Source organism: Paraburkholderia sp. BCC1884, from assembly GCF_900996225.1.
GTDB lineage: Bacteria > Pseudomonadota > Gammaproteobacteria > Burkholderiales > Burkholderiaceae > Paraburkholderia.
Window position 1 is genome coordinate 76040 of record NZ_CAAJGL010000033.1, and the last position, 14914, is coordinate 90953.

Sequence of the window (14914 nt, forward strand, 5' to 3'; positions counted from 1 at the left end):
GTCTGACAGAGCGCCGCAACGGATTGCGTTGCGGCGCTCTGTCACATTGAGCGTCGCCGTCGCGGTATTCGTCGTGACGGCGACGCTAGCCGTCTATGCTTGCTTCGCATCGCGCCTGGGCGCCTGGCAAGCAATTCCGTTGACCGCCGCCGTGGCCGGCTTGCTCATGCTTTGCGCGGCGCGGCGTAATGGTGCGCTGCCTGTGGCGCTCAAAATCGCGCCAGCGGGGCTGTCAGTGTGGGATCGGGCGGGCAAGCTGCTGGTGCAGGGTCGAATTGCGGGCTGTTCGCAATGGAGCGATCGTCTGCTGGTTCTGGCGGTGGCGCCCGAAACGGGCCGCACGCGCACCGTGCTGCTGAGTGCCGATGCCCTTCCTGCAGCCGTTTTCCGCGAACTGGCCGTGCTGGGTCGGCGCGCTGCGGGCGCCTGACTGTAACGACTGTAACCGCTGTTACCGGCGTAACGTGTCCCAATGATGGGGACGCTACAATGGTGCCCCGCCATGCGCCCTATAGTTAACGGATTTATCAGGTGAGCGAAAAAGAAATTGATCAGGTGCTGGTCGAGCGCGTCCAGAAGGGCGACAAGGCCGCGTTCGAGCTTCTGGTCTCCAAATACCACCGCAAGATTCTCCGGTTGATCTCGCGTCTCGTGCGAGACCCCGCCGAGGTGGAAGACGTCGCCCAGGATGCCTTTATCAAGGCGTACCGGGCATTGCCGCAATTTCGCGGAGAATCGGCCTTTTATACGTGGTTGTACCGGATTGCGGTCAACACGGCAAAGAATTACCTTGCGACCCAAGGGCGGCGCGCGCCGACATCGACCGAAGCAGATGCTGAAGAAGCTGAAACTTTCTCGGACGCGGACCAACTAAGGGATATCAACACGCCTGAGTCGATGTTGATGAGCAAGCAGATCGCTGAGACGGTCAATGCTGCGATGGCGGTTTTACCGGAAGAATTGCGCACCGCCATTACTCTTCGTGAAATTGAGGGTTTGAGCTACGAGGAAATCGCTGAGATGATGGGTTGCCCAATTGGCACAGTCAGATCACGAATTTTCCGCGCTCGCGAAGCCATTGCGGCAAAATTGCGTCCGTTGCTTGACACACCTGAAGGCAAACGCTGGTAAACACTGGCCGGCCGAACGGGGCACGGGTGCAATATCTGGATTAGTGGTGTCACTACGGGGTATTTGTAAGATGGGGAGCATCATGGGGTCGGTCTCGGTGCAATCGCAAGCAAGCTCGCACGGCGAGCGTCTGTCCGCTTTTGTCGACGGTGAGCTGTTCGGCGAAGAGCATCTGAATCTGGACAAGTTTATTTCCGAGCTGGGCGGTGCAGATCGCGCCGCGTGGTCGAGCTATCACCTGATCGGCGACGCCATGCGTTCCGACGATCTGGCAGTCAGTCCGGCGGCGAGCAGCGCGTTTCTGAGCGGTTTCGCCGCACGTCTGGACAGCGAGCCGCATGTGCTGGCGCCCGCCGCCATGCCGGTAGCGCGCCGTTTGCTGGCGTTGCGTCGCCGTGTCGTTCCGGCTTTTGCCGTGGCCGCCGCCGCTGCCACGCTTACGTGGATCGTCGTGCCGCAACTGCAAGGCGTGCCGGGTGGCCCAGGCTCGGCGCAGCTCGCGTCGATCTCGTCGCATGGCGATTCGCTGCAGCGCGTGGCCATGGCGTCCGTGCCGGCGGCAACGATCCAGCCGGTCGCGCAAGACGCCAACATCATTCGTGACGCCAGTCTCGATCAGTATCTGGAAGCTCACCAGCAATTCGGGCAACAACCGGTTATGCCGGGCTCGATGCCACTGATTCGCGCTGCCGCCGTTTCCACGCAAGGCCAATAGTTTGATGCAGACTCCGCGGTTGAATATAACGACTATCTGGGGGCGGCTGCCGGCATTTCTGTTCTGCGCAGCCGTATTGTTGTCCGCTACACCGCGGGTCTTTGCACAAACCGACGATCCACTCGTCGCCCGTCGCACGGCCGCGGATCTGCTCGATCGCATCCATCAGGCCGCGCAACAGCAAAATTACGAAGGTGCGTTCGTCTATCAGCGCGGCAATTTCGTGCAGACGTCGCGGATCGCACACTACGCGACCCGTACGGACGGCGAATTCGAGCAACTCGAGAGCCTCGACGGCAAGCCGCGCAAAATGCTGCGTCATAACGACGAGCTCTACACGTTCGTGCCGGAGCGGCATTTGTGCGTGGTCGAGAAGCGTCAGAACAAAGATTCGTTCCCGGCGTTGCTGGCGGTGAGCGGCGACCAGGTTCTGTCCGTCTACGAACCCAGGTTGCTCGGCGACGACCGCGTCGCGGGCGTCGACAGTCAAGTTATCGAACTCGATCCGAAAGACGCATATCGCTTCGCCTACAAACTTTGGGCCGATAAGAAAACCGGTCTGCTGCTGCGCGCGCAAACGCTCGACCCGAACGGTCAGGTGCTCGAACAACTGTCGTTTTCCCAGATTCGCATTGGCGTGCCGGCCGATAAGGCCGGCATTGCCAACGGCATTCGTAATCTTGCCGGCTGGACAGTGGTGCGTCCGCCGGTCGAGCCGGTCGACATGGCTGCGCAAGGCTGGCAGATCACGCCGACGGTGCCGGGTTTTCGCATGATTCGCGAACTGCGCCGCCCAATGGCCGCGCGCGATGCGGGTCAGCCGACCATTCCGGTGGATCAGGCCGTCTTCTCCGATGGCCTCGCGGCAATTTCGGTATTCGTCGAGCCGGTTGAAAACAATACCCGCAAGGAAGGCGCGGGCAGCAGCGGCGCCACGCACGTGCTGGTCAAGCGACGTGGCGACTTCTGGATTACTCTGCTGGGTGAAGTGCCCCAGAGCACATTACAGCAATTTGCGTCTGCCATAGAATACAAAGCTCCGAAGTAACCCTTCGAATCCTGACTCCCTCGGCTTGCAACGATATGACGACTTTCTCGGTGCGCAAATTCCTCGCGGCCGCAGTGGTGCTGGCGTGTTTACCGCTCATGCCGCATACGGCGTCGGCGGCGCCGGCTGCCAATCTGCCTGACTTCACCGATCTGGTCGATAAAGTCGGCCCGGCGGTCGTCAACATTCGCACGACCACGCGTGTATCGAACAGTGGAACCCGCGGAGGATTGCCGCCAGGGATGGACGACGGCGACATGTCCGAGTTTTTCCGCCGCTTCTTCGGAATTCCGCTGCCGCAGTCACCGCAATCGCCAGGTGCGCCGAGTTCGCCGCACGGTGGTGACAACGGCGGCAGTGGCGGCAGCCAGGATGCGCCGGATAACAGCGATCCCGAACAGAACAGCGGCGTCGGCTCGGGCTTCATTCTTTCCGCCGACGGCTACGTGATGACCAACGCGCACGTCGTCGACGACGCGGACACCATTTACGTCACGCTCACCGACAAGCGCGAATTCAAGGCAAAACTGATTGGCGTGGACGATCGCACCGACGTCGCGGTCGTGAAGATCAGCGCGGCCAATCTGCCCACCATCACGATCGGCGATTCGAACAAGGTTCGCGTCGGCGAATGGGTGGTGGCGATCGGTTCGCCGTTCGGTCTCGAGAACACGGTGACGGCGGGCATCGTCAGCGCCAAGGGGCGTGATACAGGCGACTATCTGCCGTTCATTCAGACCGACGTGGCCGTCAATCCGGGCAATTCGGGCGGCCCGCTGATCAATATGCAGGGCGAAGTGATCGGCATCAACTCGCAGATCTACAGCCGTACCGGCGGCTTCATGGGCATCTCGTTCGCGATTCCGATCGACGAGGCGATGCGCGTAGCCGATCAGCTGAAGACGTCGGGCAAGGTGGTGCGCGGCCGGATCGCGGTGGCGATAGGCGAGGTGACCAAAGACGTCGCCGATTCGCTGGGTTTGCCGAAAGCACAGGGCGCGCTGGTCAGCAGCGTCGAGCCGGGCGGTCCTGCGGACAAGGCCGGCGTGCAGCCGGGCGACATCATCCTGAAGTTCAACGGCCACTCGGTGGATACGGCAACGGATCTGCCGCGCATGGTCGGCGACACGAAGCCGGGCACCAAGGCGACGATCACGATCTGGCGCAAGGGTCAGACGCGCGATCTGCCGGTCACGATCGCCGAAATGCAGCCGGACAAGGCGGCCAAGGCGGATCAGAAGAAGCCGCAGCCGCCGAAGCAGCGCGCCACGAATGTGCTGGGTCTTGCCGTCAGCGATATCCCGTCGGATCAGCTCAAGGCGCTGAAACTGCATAACGGCGTGCAGATCGACGCCGCGGACGGTCCCGCAGCGCGCGTCGGCCTCCAAAAGGGCGACATCGTCCTGCGGGTAGGCGATACGGATATTACGAGCGCGAAGCAGTTCGACGACCTGTGCGCCCATCTCGATTCGTCGAAGATGGTCGCGCTGCTGGTGCGCCGCGGCGAGAACACCCAGTTCGTGCCGATTCGTCCGCGCGCCGCGCAGAAATGACCCAGGCGGCGCCACTCACGCTCTACGGGCGCGTGTGGTGCCACCTTTGCGACGACATGCGCACCGCGCTCGAGCCGCTCCTGGCCGAATTCGGTGCGCAACTCGAAGTTGTCGACGTCGACAGCGATCCCTTGCTGGAAGCCCGTTACAACGAACTCGTGCCGGTGCTGGTCTGCGGCGGCGTCGAGCTGTGTCACTATCACCTCGACGTCGCGCGAGTTCGCGCCGCTCTGGCCGCACGCGTGGCGCGTGCCAGCGCCGGCTCCTGAGTTCGTCAGGCATTCCGCGAACAAAGGGCGCTAACGTGCGTTGTTCACGCCAGGTTTCACGTCTCTCCTGAACCGTCTTTTCCGCCCGGACCTCGCAAGATGCGCCGGGCGATGGCCTTTTCGGCTAAAATAGATAGGTTTTTCACCTACTTACAAGGCGTGCTCCGCTATTGTCCGAGCGCGCCTTTTTCGCTTGATCGGTACTGAATGGATCATATTCGTAACTTCTCGATCATTGCGCACATCGACCATGGCAAGTCGACGCTCGCCGATCGCATCATCCAGATTTGCGGCGGCCTGTCCGACCGCGAGATGGAATCCCAGGTGCTCGACTCGATGGATCTCGAGCGCGAGCGCGGCATCACCATCAAGGCGCAAACGGCCGCACTGACGTACAAGGCCCGTGACGGGCAGATCTACAACCTGAACATGATCGACACGCCGGGCCACGTCGACTTCTCGTACGAAGTCAGCCGCTCGCTGTCCGCCTGCGAAGGCGCGCTGCTGGTCGTCGACGCGAGCCAGGGCGTCGAGGCGCAGACGGTCGCCAACTGCTACACGGCGATCGAACTCGGCGTCGACGTGGTTCCGGTGCTCAACAAGATCGACCTGCCGGCTGCCAACCCCGAAAACGCGATCGCCGAAATCGAAGACGTGATCGGCATCGACGCCACCGACGCGACGCATTGCAGCGCGAAGACAGGGCTCGGCGTCGAAGACGTGCTCGAGGCGCTGATCCTCAAGGTTCCGGCGCCCAAGGGCGATCCGGAAGCGCCGCTGCAGGCGCTGATCATCGACTCGTGGTTCGACAACTACGTCGGCGTCGTGATGCTGGTGCGTATCGTCAACGGCACGCTGCGCCCGAAAGACAAAATCCGCATGATGGCCACCGGCGCGCAGTACCCGGTCGAGCATATCGGCGTGTTCACGCCGAAGTCGAAGAATCTCGAATCGTTGTCGGCGGGGCAGGTGGGCTTCATCATCGCCGGCATCAAGGAATTGGCCGCCGCGAAGGTGGGCGACACTGTCACGCTGGTGAACCGTCCGGCTACCGAGCCGCTGCCGGGCTTCAAGGAAGTGAAGCCGCAGGTGTTCGCCGGTCTCTATCCGGTCGAGGCAAACCAGTACGACGCGCTGCGCGACTCGCTCGAGAAGCTGAAGCTGAACGACGCTTCGCTGCAGTACGAGCCGGAAGTGTCGCAAGCGCTCGGTTTCGGTTTCCGTTGTGGCTTCCTGGGGCTGCTGCACATGGAGATCGTGCAGGAACGTCTCGAGCGTGAGTTCGACATGGACCTGATCACCACGGCGCCGACCGTGGTATACGAAGTCCTGCAACGCGACGGCACGATCCTCATGGTCGAAAATCCGGCCAAGATGCCGGAGCCGTCGAAGATCGAAGAAGTGCGCGAGCCGATCGTCACTGTGAACCTGTACATGCCGCAAGACTATGTCGGCGCGGTGATCACGCTGTGCACGCAAAAGCGCGGCAACCAGATCAACATGCAGTACCACGGCCGTCAGGTGCAGCTCACGTATGAAATCCCGATGGGCGAAGTCGTGCTCGATTTCTTCGACCGTCTGAAATCGATTTCGCGTGGTTACGCGTCGATGGACTACGAGTTCAAGGAATACCGCGCGGCCGACGTCGTGAAGGTGGACATGCTGATCAACGGCGACAAGGTCGATGCGTTGTCGGTCATCGTGCACCGTTCGCAAAGTCAGTATCGCGGTCGCGAAGTGGCGTCGAAAATGCGCGAACTGATTCCGCGCCAGATGTACGACGTGGCGATTCAGGCCACCATCGGCGCGAACATTATTGCGCGCGAGAACATTAAAGCGTTGCGTAAGAACGTGCTGGCAAAATGCTACGGCGGCGATATCTCCCGTAAGAAGAAGCTGCTGGAAAAGCAAAAGGCAGGCAAGAAGCGAATGAAGCAAGTGGGCTCGGTCGAGATTCCGCAAGAAGCTTTCCTCGCCATCCTGCGTGTCGAAGACAAATAAGACGAACAACGGAACTCTATGAATTTTGCGCTGATTCTTTTTGTGCTCGTCATTTTGACGGGCCTCGCATGGGTTGCAGACAAACTGGTTTTCCTGCCGCAACGGCGCCGCGCGGCGGAAGCCGCAGTCGCTGAGTTCGACCGCCAGCAGGCTCGCGTCGGCGAGCGATTCGCCGACGAAAACGCGGCGCAAACGCGCGCCCGTCTGCGTGACGACAAGCTGCGTCAGCCGTGGTGGCTCGAGTATTCAGCGAGCTTTTTCCCGGTGATCCTGGTGGTGTTCATGGTGCGCTCGTTCGTGGTCGAGCCGTTCAAGATTCCGTCGGGTTCGATGGTGCCGACGTTACTGGTGGGCGACTTCATCCTCGTCAATAAATTTGAATACGGTATCCGTCTGCCGATCACCAACACGAAAATCACCGAAGGCCGTCCGCTCGAACGCGGCGACGTGGTGGTGTTCCGCTACCCGAAAGACGAATCGGTCGACTACATCAAGCGCGTGATCGGCCTGCCGGGCGACACCGTCGCGTATCAGGACAAGCAGCTCACGATCAACGGCAAGCCCGTGCCGGAAACCGCGCTGCCCGACTATCTCGACGACGAACGCATGGGTTACGCGAAGCAGTTCGAAGAAGATCTCGGCGGCCGCAAGAACGCGATTCTGAATAACCCGGCGGTGCCGCCGTTCATCGTCGGCGCGGAAGATTATCCGTATCGCGACAACTGCACGTACAACGCGCGCGGCGTGATCTGCAAGGTGCCGCCGGGCAATTACTTCATGATGGGCGATAACCGCGATAACAGCGCGGACAGCCGTTACTGGGGTTTCGCGCCGGACAAGAATGTCGTCGGCCGCGCGTTTTTCATCTGGATGAACTTCAGCAATCTGAAGCGCGTCGGCTCGTTCCACTGAGTCCATCTGCTTCGATCGCACGACACGCCGCGCGAATGACCCACACGTCGGTCACTTCACCCGCGGCGTGTTATCACGCTACTTTAAGAACAAGCGGCAACGTCGCTACACCACGCTTTTTCCGCTGGCGCTCCGGCGTTTTCGCCCGGTCAGGCGCCCGCGTTATACTCTGCCCATGCCCCTATCTCCGTTGGAAAGCCGTCTGCGCTACGAATTTCGCAATGCGGAATTGTTGCGCCAGGCTTTAACGCACCGCAGCCACAGTCCCACGCATAACGAACGGCTCGAGTTTCTCGGCGATTCCGTTCTAAATTGCGCGGTGGCTGCGCTCTTGTTCCAACGTTTCAGCAAACTGGACGAGGGCGATCTGTCGCGCGTCCGGGCTAATCTGGTCAAACAGCAGTCGTTATACGAAATCGCTCAGGCCCTGAATATCTCAGAGGGCCTGCGGCTGGGCGAGGGCGAACTGCGCAGCGGCGGCTTCCGGCGTCCCTCCATCCTCGCTGATACGCTCGAAGCGGTGCTGGGCGCGGTGTTCCTCGACGGCGGCTTCGACGCCGCCCAGACGGTCATCAAACGCCTCTACGTGCCGATTCTCGATCACATCGATCCGCGCACACTCGGCAAGGACGCCAAGACGCTGCTTCAGGAATATTTGCAGGGTCACAAGATCGCGCTGCCGACTTACACCGTGGTTGCGACTCATGGTGCGGCGCACAATCAGCAATTCGAAGTTGAGTGTACGGTGCCGAAGCTGGATGTCAAAGTCTCCGGTTCCGGCGCAAGCCGTCGCGCGGCCGAGCAGGCCGCTGCCAAGAAAGCGCTCGACGAAGTGATGGCTGCAGCGCCCGCCGTGGTCGCCAAGCCCAAGCGTTCGAAGGGTGCGCGCGCCGCGAAGAATGCTGAATTGGAGATCGTGCCCGGCGTTACCGGCGTCCAGGCCGCATTGGATTTGCGCAGCCCGGATCGCAAGAGCGAGCGGGGAGCGGCGCGCGCAGAGTCTCGTGCCACCCCGGTAGCGGACAGCGCCGCCGAGCGTCCCGTGCTGAGCGTCGCGGCGGCGCCGCTAGCCGTGATTCGGGCGGCGCATGTCGAGTACAGTGGCCAGGATCGGGGTGAACGCGCCGAGAAGTCCGACCGAGGGGACAAACCTCAACAGCCTCACTCCGGCGATAAATCCACCGACAAAGCCGACACGGACAAGCCCACCGAGAGCGCGTCAAGCAAACCCGTCGACACCAAAGCCGAACCCGCGACCGTGCGCAGCGTCGACAAACCGCGCAGCCGTGACGCCGCGACGGGTCCCGCCGGGACCGCGCCGAGCGCACCCGCAGCCACCGAACACGAACCCGGCGTAGCCGACGCGGTGCAAACGCGCGTCGCCGACGCGGGCCATTGATTGCCGTCGGCACGCCATTTTCGCGCGCCGATCTGAACTTGCCGTAGCCCGAATATGAACACTCCCACTCCCACTGGTTTTCGCTGCGGCATGGTCGCGATCGTCGGCCGCCCCAATGTCGGCAAGTCCACGCTGATGAACGCGCTGGTCGGCCAGAAAGTCAGCATTACGTCGCGCAAGGCGCAGACCACGCGCCATCGCATCACCGGCATTCATACGCTGGAAGACGCGCAGTACATTTTCGTCGACACGCCGGGTTTCCAGACCAAGCACAGCGGCGCGCTGAACCGCTCGCTCAATCGCGCGGTCACTTCCACGCTGACCTCGGTGGATGCGATCCTGTTCGTGATCGAAGCCGGCCGTTTCGGCCCGGACGACCAGAAAGTGCTCGACCTGATTCCGCCGAAGGTGCCCACCCTGCTGATCGCCAACAAGCTCGATCGCGTGACGGACAAGGACTCGCTGTTCCCGTTCATGCAACAGGTGAGCGCGCTGCATCAGTTTGCCGAGATCGTGCCGCTGTCGGCGAAGAGCCCCGACGACATCACGCGTCTGATGGCGACCGTCAAGCCGTTCCTGCCGGAAGGCGCGCCGATCTACGGCGAAGACGACCTGACCGACCGCAGCGAGCGCTTCCTCGCCGCAGAAATCCTGCGTGAAAAAGTGTTCCGCTGGACCGGCGACGAACTGCCGTACACGAGCACCGTGCTGATCGAGAAGTTCGAAACCGAAGGCCGCCTGCGCCGCATTTTCGCGACCATCATGGTCGACCGCGACATGCACAAGGCAATGATCATCGGCCAGAAGGGCGCCAAGCTAAAGCAGATCAGCACCGAAGCGCGTATGGACATGGAAAAGCTGTTCGACGGCCCCGTGTATCTGGAAACCTTCATCAAGGTGAAGAGTGGCTGGGCCGACAACGAAGCCGGACTCCGTGCGTATGGGTACGAATGACGCGTGGATGACGCTGAATTCCGACGCTGATCCGCACGGCCGGGAGTCAGGCGAGTCAGTTAGGCCGCTTGAGCCTCTCGACGCGCCTGATTCGGAGCCCGCACGCGAGCCGGCCAAACCCGCTCGCAGCACCAAAAAATCCTCCAGTAAAAGCGCGCAGGGCGCCGAGGGCGAGCCGCGTAAAGCGCCGGCCCGCCGCGCGCCGCGCACTTCCGCATCCGAATACCGGATCGCGGAACAACCCGCTTTCGTTCTCCATAGTTATCCGTATCGCGAGACCAGTCTGATCATCGACGTGCTCTCGCGCGATCACGGTCGGCTTGCGCTCGTCGCGAAGGGCGCGAAGCGTCCACATTCGGCGCTGCGTGGCGTGTTGCAGACCTTCCAGCCGCTCGCGCTGTCGTGGTCGGGCAAGTCCGAAGTACGCACGCTGACCGGCGCGGAATGGGTCGGCGGCATGCTGCCTCTGGCCGGTGACGCGCTGCTCTGCGGCTTCTACGTCAACGAACTGATGGTCAAATTCTGCGCGCGCGAAGATCCGCATCCGCAGTTGTTCCATCACTACGTCGTCACCATGACGCGGCTCGCCCACGACGAACCCGCCGTGCAGGTGCTGCGCTCGTTCGAACGCGTGCTGCTGCGCGAGACCGGCTATGCGATGGCGCTGGATCGTACCGTCGCGCGCAAAGCGGTGCAGCCCGAAGGTCGCTACGTGTTCGATCCGGAGCGCGGCGTGCGCGAAGCCTCCGACGATCTGCCCGCGCAGTGGCCTGTCGTCGCCGGGCAGACCTTGCTGGATATGGAAAAGGACGATTACCATCGAGCGCAGACCGTCGCGCAAAGCAAAACGCTGATGCGCTTTCTGCTCAACACTTACCTGGCCGGCACGCCGCTCGCGACGCGCCAGATCCTCATCGACCTGCAGAACTTATGAGCTTCTTTCTTACGTCGCCGAATGTGATTGACCTGGGCGTGAACATCGATCACGTCGCCACGCTGCGCAATGCGCGCGGCACGTCCTATCCCGACCCGATCCGCGCCGCGCTGATGGCCGAAGAGGCGGGCGCGGACGTGATCACGCTGCATCTGCGTGAAGACCGCCGCCATATCGTCGACGCCGACGTGCGCAAACTGCGTCCACTGCTGAAAACGCGCATGAATCTCGAATGCGCGGTCACGCAGGAGATGCTCGATATCGCGTGCGAAGTGCAGCCGCACGACGTCTGTCTCGTGCCGGAAAAGCGTCAGGAACTGACGACCGAAGGCGGTCTTGATGTGGCCGGTCAGTTCGAAGCGGTGCGTGCCGCATGCAAGCAGCTCGCCGAAGCAAACTCGCGCGTGTCGCTCTTCATCGATCCCGACGAAACGCAGATTCGCGCGGCGCATGAAGCCGGCGCACCGGTGGTCGAGCTGCACACCGGCCGTTACGCCGAAGCCCACGATCCCGCCGAACAGGAACGCGAATTCGAGCGCGTGGTGCGTGCGGTCGAGTTCGGCGCGACGCTCGGCGTCAAGGTCAACGCAGGGCACGGTTTGCACTACACGAACGTGCAGCAGATTGCCGCGATCGAAGGCATCGTCGAACTGAATATCGGCCATGCGATCGTCGCTCACGCGATCTTCGCCGGCTGGGACAACGCAGTGCGCGAGATGAAGGCGATCATGGTCGCCGCGCGTCTCGGCGCCCGCGCGTAATCAGGCGACGACGCGCATGGCGATCTACGGCATCGGTACCGACATTGTTCAGGTAAGCCGCGTGGCCGCGGTCATGACGCGCACCAACGGACGCTTCGCCGAGAAGGTGCTCGGCCCCGACGAACTGCGCGTCTATCACGCGCGTCACGCCAGATCGGCGGCGCGCGGCCTCGCGTTTCTCGCCACGCGGTTCTCGGCGAAAGAAGCGTTCTCGAAAGCGATCGGTCTCGGCATGCGCTGGCCGATGACCTGGCGCGCGCTACAAACGCTCAACAAGCCGAGCGGCGAGCCGATGGTGGTTGCTTCCGGCGAACTCGCCGAGTGGCTCGAAGCACGCGGCATCACGGCACGCGTCACCATCAGCGACGAGCGCGATTACGCGGTGTCATTCGTGATCGCGGAAACGGAGCAGACGCAAACGGCCCCGGCACAAACGGCCCCGGCACAAACGGCCCCGGCACAAACGGCCCCGGCACAAACGGCCCCGGCACAAACGGCCCCGGCACAAACGGCCCCGGCACAAACGGCCCAGGCACAGGGCCAAACCCAGGCACCGGCCTCGCAAGCAACTTCCAGCGCGCCGCACGCACCCGCTGCCGACGAATAAATTCTGAACGCGGCCGTGGACGGCCGTGCCTCTCTTTGCCTCAAGCTTTTTCTAGCGGAATTCGATGAAAACCAATCCCGGACCGGTGATGCTCGACGTGGTCGGCAAAACGCTGAACGACGACGACCGACGCCGCCTTGCCCATCCCATGACTGGCGGCGTGATCCTGTTTGCTCGCCACTACGAAAGCCGCGCGCAGTTGATGGCGCTGACCGACTCGATCCGCAAGGTTCGCGACGATCTGCTGATTGCGGTCGATCACGAAGGCGGCCGCGTGCAGCGCTTTCGGACCGACGGCTTCACCGTGCTGCCGGCGATGGGCAAGCTCGGCACGCTGTGGGATAGCGACGTGCTGCACGCGACCAAGGTTACGACGGCGGTCGGCTATATCCTCGCGGCCGAGTTGCGCGCCTGCGGCATCGATATGAGCTTCACACCGGTGCTCGATCTGAATTACGGGCAGTCGCAAGTGATCGGCGATCGCTCGTTCCACCGCGATCCTCGCGTGGTGACGTTGCTGGCGAAGAGCCTCAACCACGGCCTCGCGCTCGCCGGCATGAGCAATTGCGGCAAGCACTTCCCGGGGCACGGGTTTGCCCAGGCTGACTCGCACGTCGCGATGCCGATCGACGAACGCTCGCTCGAAGAAATTCTGCGCGACGACGTGGCGCCGTATGACTGGCTGGATCTGTCGCTGGGATCGGTGCTGCCGGCGCACGTGGTCTATCCCAAGGTGGATTCGAAGCCGGCGGGTTTTTCGCGCGTCTGGCTGCAAGACATTCTGCGCAACAAGCTGCGCTTCGAAGGCGCAATTTTCAGCGACGATCTTTCGATGGAAGCCGCGCGTCAAGGCGGCACGTTGACGGAAGGCGCAAGCGCCGCATTGCAGGCCGGCTGCGATATGGTGTTGATCTGCAATCAGCCCGACGAGGCGGAGAAGGTGCTGGATGCCTTGCGCTTCACGCCGTCGAAGCAATCGCAGCAGCGTATCGAGCGCATGCGGCCGCGCGGCAAAGCGCTCAAGTGGAGCAAGCTGGTGGCGCAGCCACAGTATCTGCAGGCGCAGGCACTTTTGCGTAGCGCATTCGCCTGAATTTCCGTCGCGGATTGTGCGGCTAGAAGTAAAAAGCGGCGCCTTGAGTCTCAAGGCGCCGCTTTCTGTTTGACGTTCAGACCGGCCGCAACGGCCGCGACAGTCAGTTCAAACGCATTCGCTGCAGCTTGTTGTAGAGCGTCTTCGGACTGATACCGAGCAGCGAAGCCGCCCGGTGCCGCGTGCCACCGACCGCGTCGAGCGTGGCACGAATCAGCATCTCTTCGACGTCGGCGAGCGGCGTACCGACGGTCACCTGTACGCGGCTTCCGTTGAGATCGCGACCGTTCACCGAACCGGCTTCGTCCGCACGCAGCGATTCCAGCACGTCGCCCGACGCGTGATAGGCGCGCCGCACGCGGTCCTGCAATTCGCGCACATTGCCCGGCCACTCGTACGCGAGACATTCGCGCAGGAAGTTCGGCCCGATCTGTTTCGCGGTCTCCGCGGTGCCGCGCGCGGTTGCTTCATGATTCAGTTCGTCGACCACTGCTTGCGCGATCAGCGCCGGATCCTCGCCGCGCTCGCGCAGCGGCGGCAGCGTAACGGCCGCGGCTTCGAGACGTAACGCCAGCTCCTCATTCAAAGTGCCGTCTGCGACGGCCGCGCGCGGTGCCTTGCGGGTCGAAGCGATCAGACGGAAGTCCGTCACCACCTGATTGGTGCCGCCGACCCGCATGAAGGTTTGCGAATCGAGCGCACGTAGCAGCGCCTCCTGCTGCGCGCGCGGCAACTCGGCGATTTCGTCGATGAACAGCGTGCCGCCGCTGGCCTGTTCGAACAGGCCAGGCTCGCGTTGCTCGGCGCCGTTGAAGGCTCCGCGTTCATGGCCGAACAGCAGGCTGTCGATCGAGCGCTGTGCGTTGACGCTTGCCGCCGTCCGGCAATCGAACGTGATGAACGGGCCTTTGCGGCGCCGGCTCATGTCGTGCATGGTGCGTGCTGCAATCTGCTTGCCGGTACCGGCTTCACCTGAAATCAGCACAGCGGCTTCGGTCGGTGCGATGTGCTCGATGGTGTCGTAAGCGTGCTGGATCGCGCCGCTGCGGCCGAGCATCGAACCGAAACGGCCGAGTTGGCGCAGCGAGGCGCGCAGCGTCTGAACCTCTTCGGTCAATTCGTACGGACGCGGAATGCGCGCGAGCAGGCTGCGCAAGCGCGGGATGTTGACCGGCTTGAGCAGATAGTCCCAGATGCCGTGGCGCAGACCTTCGATCGCGCTTTCCACCGTGGCGTTGCCGGTCATCACGATGACCGGCAAGGCGCCGCCGGGCGGATGCGCGGGCAGATGCTGCAGCACATCGAGACCGCTGCCATCGGGCAGATTCAGGTCCACCAGAACGACATCAGGAATGAAGCGCGTCAGCGCCGCCCGTGCCTCGGCGATCGTGGTTGCGGTGTCGACGGAAAAACCGTCCGCAGCGAGGATGGCGGACAGGCCTGAAAGGCTATTGGGATCGTCTTCAACTATCAGGGCGTGTGGCATGGCGAGCGCAATTTTTTAGATGGATGGAATGCCCGGTGCGAGCGTGAGACC

14 protein-coding genes and 1 pseudogene are annotated in these 14914 nt (G+C 62.6%); 14 read left to right on the forward strand and 1 reads right to left on the reverse strand.

Going from position 1 to position 14914, the window contains the following annotated elements:
- Positions 1 to 46 precede the first annotated feature (46 nt).
- The 14 genes and pseudogenes from FQ705_RS02390 to nagZ all read left to right on the forward strand — a co-directional run bounded on the left by FQ705_RS02390 (position 47) and on the right by nagZ (position 13377).
- Positions 47 to 430, forward strand: a complete 384-nt coding sequence (locus tag FQ705_RS02390; protein ID WP_144137861.1) for a hypothetical protein — start codon at positions 47 to 49, stop codon at positions 428 to 430.
- Between the two features lie 101 nt (positions 431 to 531).
- Entirely contained in the window at positions 532 to 1131 is a 600-nt protein-coding gene (rpoE, locus tag FQ705_RS02395; protein ID WP_006051939.1) for an RNA polymerase sigma factor RpoE, read from the forward strand.
- Between the two features lie 82 nt (positions 1132 to 1213).
- Complete coding sequence (locus tag FQ705_RS02400) at positions 1214 to 1846, forward strand: sigma-E factor negative regulatory protein (protein WP_144137862.1); 633 nt, start codon at positions 1214 to 1216, stop codon at positions 1844 to 1846.
- A 4-nt stretch (positions 1847 to 1850) separates the two neighbouring features.
- A complete protein-coding gene (locus tag FQ705_RS02405) occupies positions 1851 to 2894 on the forward strand; it encodes a MucB/RseB C-terminal domain-containing protein (RefSeq protein WP_144137863.1) in 1044 nt (347 codons plus the stop codon).
- A gap of 35 nt (positions 2895 to 2929) precedes the next feature.
- Positions 2930 to 4447, forward strand: a complete 1518-nt coding sequence (locus tag FQ705_RS02410) for a DegQ family serine endoprotease (protein ID WP_144137864.1) — start codon at positions 2930 to 2932, stop codon at positions 4445 to 4447.
- Positions 4444 to 4716, forward strand: a complete 273-nt coding sequence (locus tag FQ705_RS02415; RefSeq protein ID WP_144137865.1) for a glutaredoxin family protein — start codon at positions 4444 to 4446, stop codon at positions 4714 to 4716. Before FQ705_RS02410 ends, FQ705_RS02415 begins: the two co-directional genes overlap by 4 nt.
- 207 nt (positions 4717 to 4923) lie before the next feature.
- On the forward strand, positions 4924 to 6717 hold the full coding sequence (gene lepA / locus FQ705_RS02420) for a translation elongation factor 4 (RefSeq protein WP_144137866.1): 1794 nt from the start codon (positions 4924 to 4926) through the stop codon (positions 6715 to 6717).
- 18 nt (positions 6718 to 6735) lie between these two features.
- The gene (gene lepB / locus FQ705_RS02425) at positions 6736 to 7629 is read left to right on the forward strand and encodes a signal peptidase I (protein WP_144137867.1); all 894 of its coding nucleotides are present in this window, start codon (positions 6736 to 6738) and stop codon (positions 7627 to 7629) included.
- Positions 7630 to 7804: 175 nt separating this feature from the next.
- On the forward strand, positions 7805 to 9028 hold the full coding sequence (gene rnc / locus FQ705_RS02430; RefSeq protein WP_144137868.1) for a ribonuclease III: 1224 nt from the start codon (positions 7805 to 7807) through the stop codon (positions 9026 to 9028).
- A gap of 54 nt (positions 9029 to 9082) precedes the next feature.
- On the forward strand, positions 9083 to 9982 hold the full coding sequence (era, locus tag FQ705_RS02435) for a GTPase Era (protein ID WP_144137869.1): 900 nt from the start codon (positions 9083 to 9085) through the stop codon (positions 9980 to 9982).
- Entirely contained in the window at positions 9969 to 10916 is a 948-nt protein-coding gene (gene recO / locus FQ705_RS02440) for a DNA repair protein RecO (RefSeq protein ID WP_144137870.1), read from the forward strand. The genes era and recO overlap by 14 nt, the downstream gene beginning before the upstream one ends.
- The gene (gene pdxJ, locus FQ705_RS02445) at positions 10913 to 11677 is read left to right on the forward strand and encodes a pyridoxine 5'-phosphate synthase (protein WP_144137871.1); all 765 of its coding nucleotides are present in this window, start codon (positions 10913 to 10915) and stop codon (positions 11675 to 11677) included. The genes recO and pdxJ overlap by 4 nt, the downstream gene beginning before the upstream one ends.
- A 16-nt stretch (positions 11678 to 11693) precedes the next feature.
- Positions 11694 to 12131 (forward strand): annotated as a pseudogene (acpS, locus tag FQ705_RS02450) (holo-ACP synthase); the annotation flags it as partial.
- 217 nt (positions 12132 to 12348) lie between these two features.
- Positions 12349 to 13377: a beta-N-acetylhexosaminidase gene (gene nagZ, locus FQ705_RS02460; protein ID WP_144137872.1), complete on the forward strand. Its 1029-nt coding sequence runs from the start codon at positions 12349 to 12351 to the stop codon at positions 13375 to 13377.
- 103 nt (positions 13378 to 13480) lie between these two features.
- Here nagZ and FQ705_RS02465 read toward each other — a convergent pair whose 3' ends face one another.
- Complete coding sequence (locus FQ705_RS02465) at positions 13481 to 14863, reverse strand: sigma-54-dependent transcriptional regulator (protein WP_144137873.1); 1383 nt, start codon at positions 14861 to 14863, stop codon at positions 13481 to 13483.
- Positions 14864 to 14914: the final 51 nt, after the last annotated feature.

Coding starts and splice junctions, on each gene's coding strand:
- recO (WP_144137870.1), top strand. CDS start 9,969: ATGGGTACGAATGACGCGTGGATGACGCTGAATTCCGACGCTGATCCG.
- nagZ (WP_144137872.1), top strand. CDS start 12,349: ATGAAAACCAATCCCGGACCGGTGATGCTCGACGTGGTCGGCAAAACG.
- FQ705_RS02465 (WP_144137873.1), bottom strand. CDS start 14,863: ATGCCACACGCCCTGATAGTTGAAGACGATCCCAATAGCCTTTCAGGC.
- lepA (WP_144137866.1), top strand. CDS start 4,924: ATGGATCATATTCGTAACTTCTCGATCATTGCGCACATCGACCATGGC.
- FQ705_RS02400 (WP_144137862.1), top strand. CDS start 1,214: ATGGGGTCGGTCTCGGTGCAATCGCAAGCAAGCTCGCACGGCGAGCGT.
- era (WP_144137869.1), top strand. CDS start 9,083: ATGAACACTCCCACTCCCACTGGTTTTCGCTGCGGCATGGTCGCGATC.
- FQ705_RS02405 (WP_144137863.1), top strand. CDS start 1,851: ATGCAGACTCCGCGGTTGAATATAACGACTATCTGGGGGCGGCTGCCG.
- rnc (WP_144137868.1), top strand. CDS start 7,805: ATGCCCCTATCTCCGTTGGAAAGCCGTCTGCGCTACGAATTTCGCAAT.
- pdxJ (WP_144137871.1), top strand. CDS start 10,913: ATGAGCTTCTTTCTTACGTCGCCGAATGTGATTGACCTGGGCGTGAAC.
- FQ705_RS02410 (WP_144137864.1), top strand. CDS start 2,930: ATGACGACTTTCTCGGTGCGCAAATTCCTCGCGGCCGCAGTGGTGCTG.
- FQ705_RS02415 (WP_144137865.1), top strand. CDS start 4,444: ATGACCCAGGCGGCGCCACTCACGCTCTACGGGCGCGTGTGGTGCCAC.
- lepB (WP_144137867.1), top strand. CDS start 6,736: ATGAATTTTGCGCTGATTCTTTTTGTGCTCGTCATTTTGACGGGCCTC.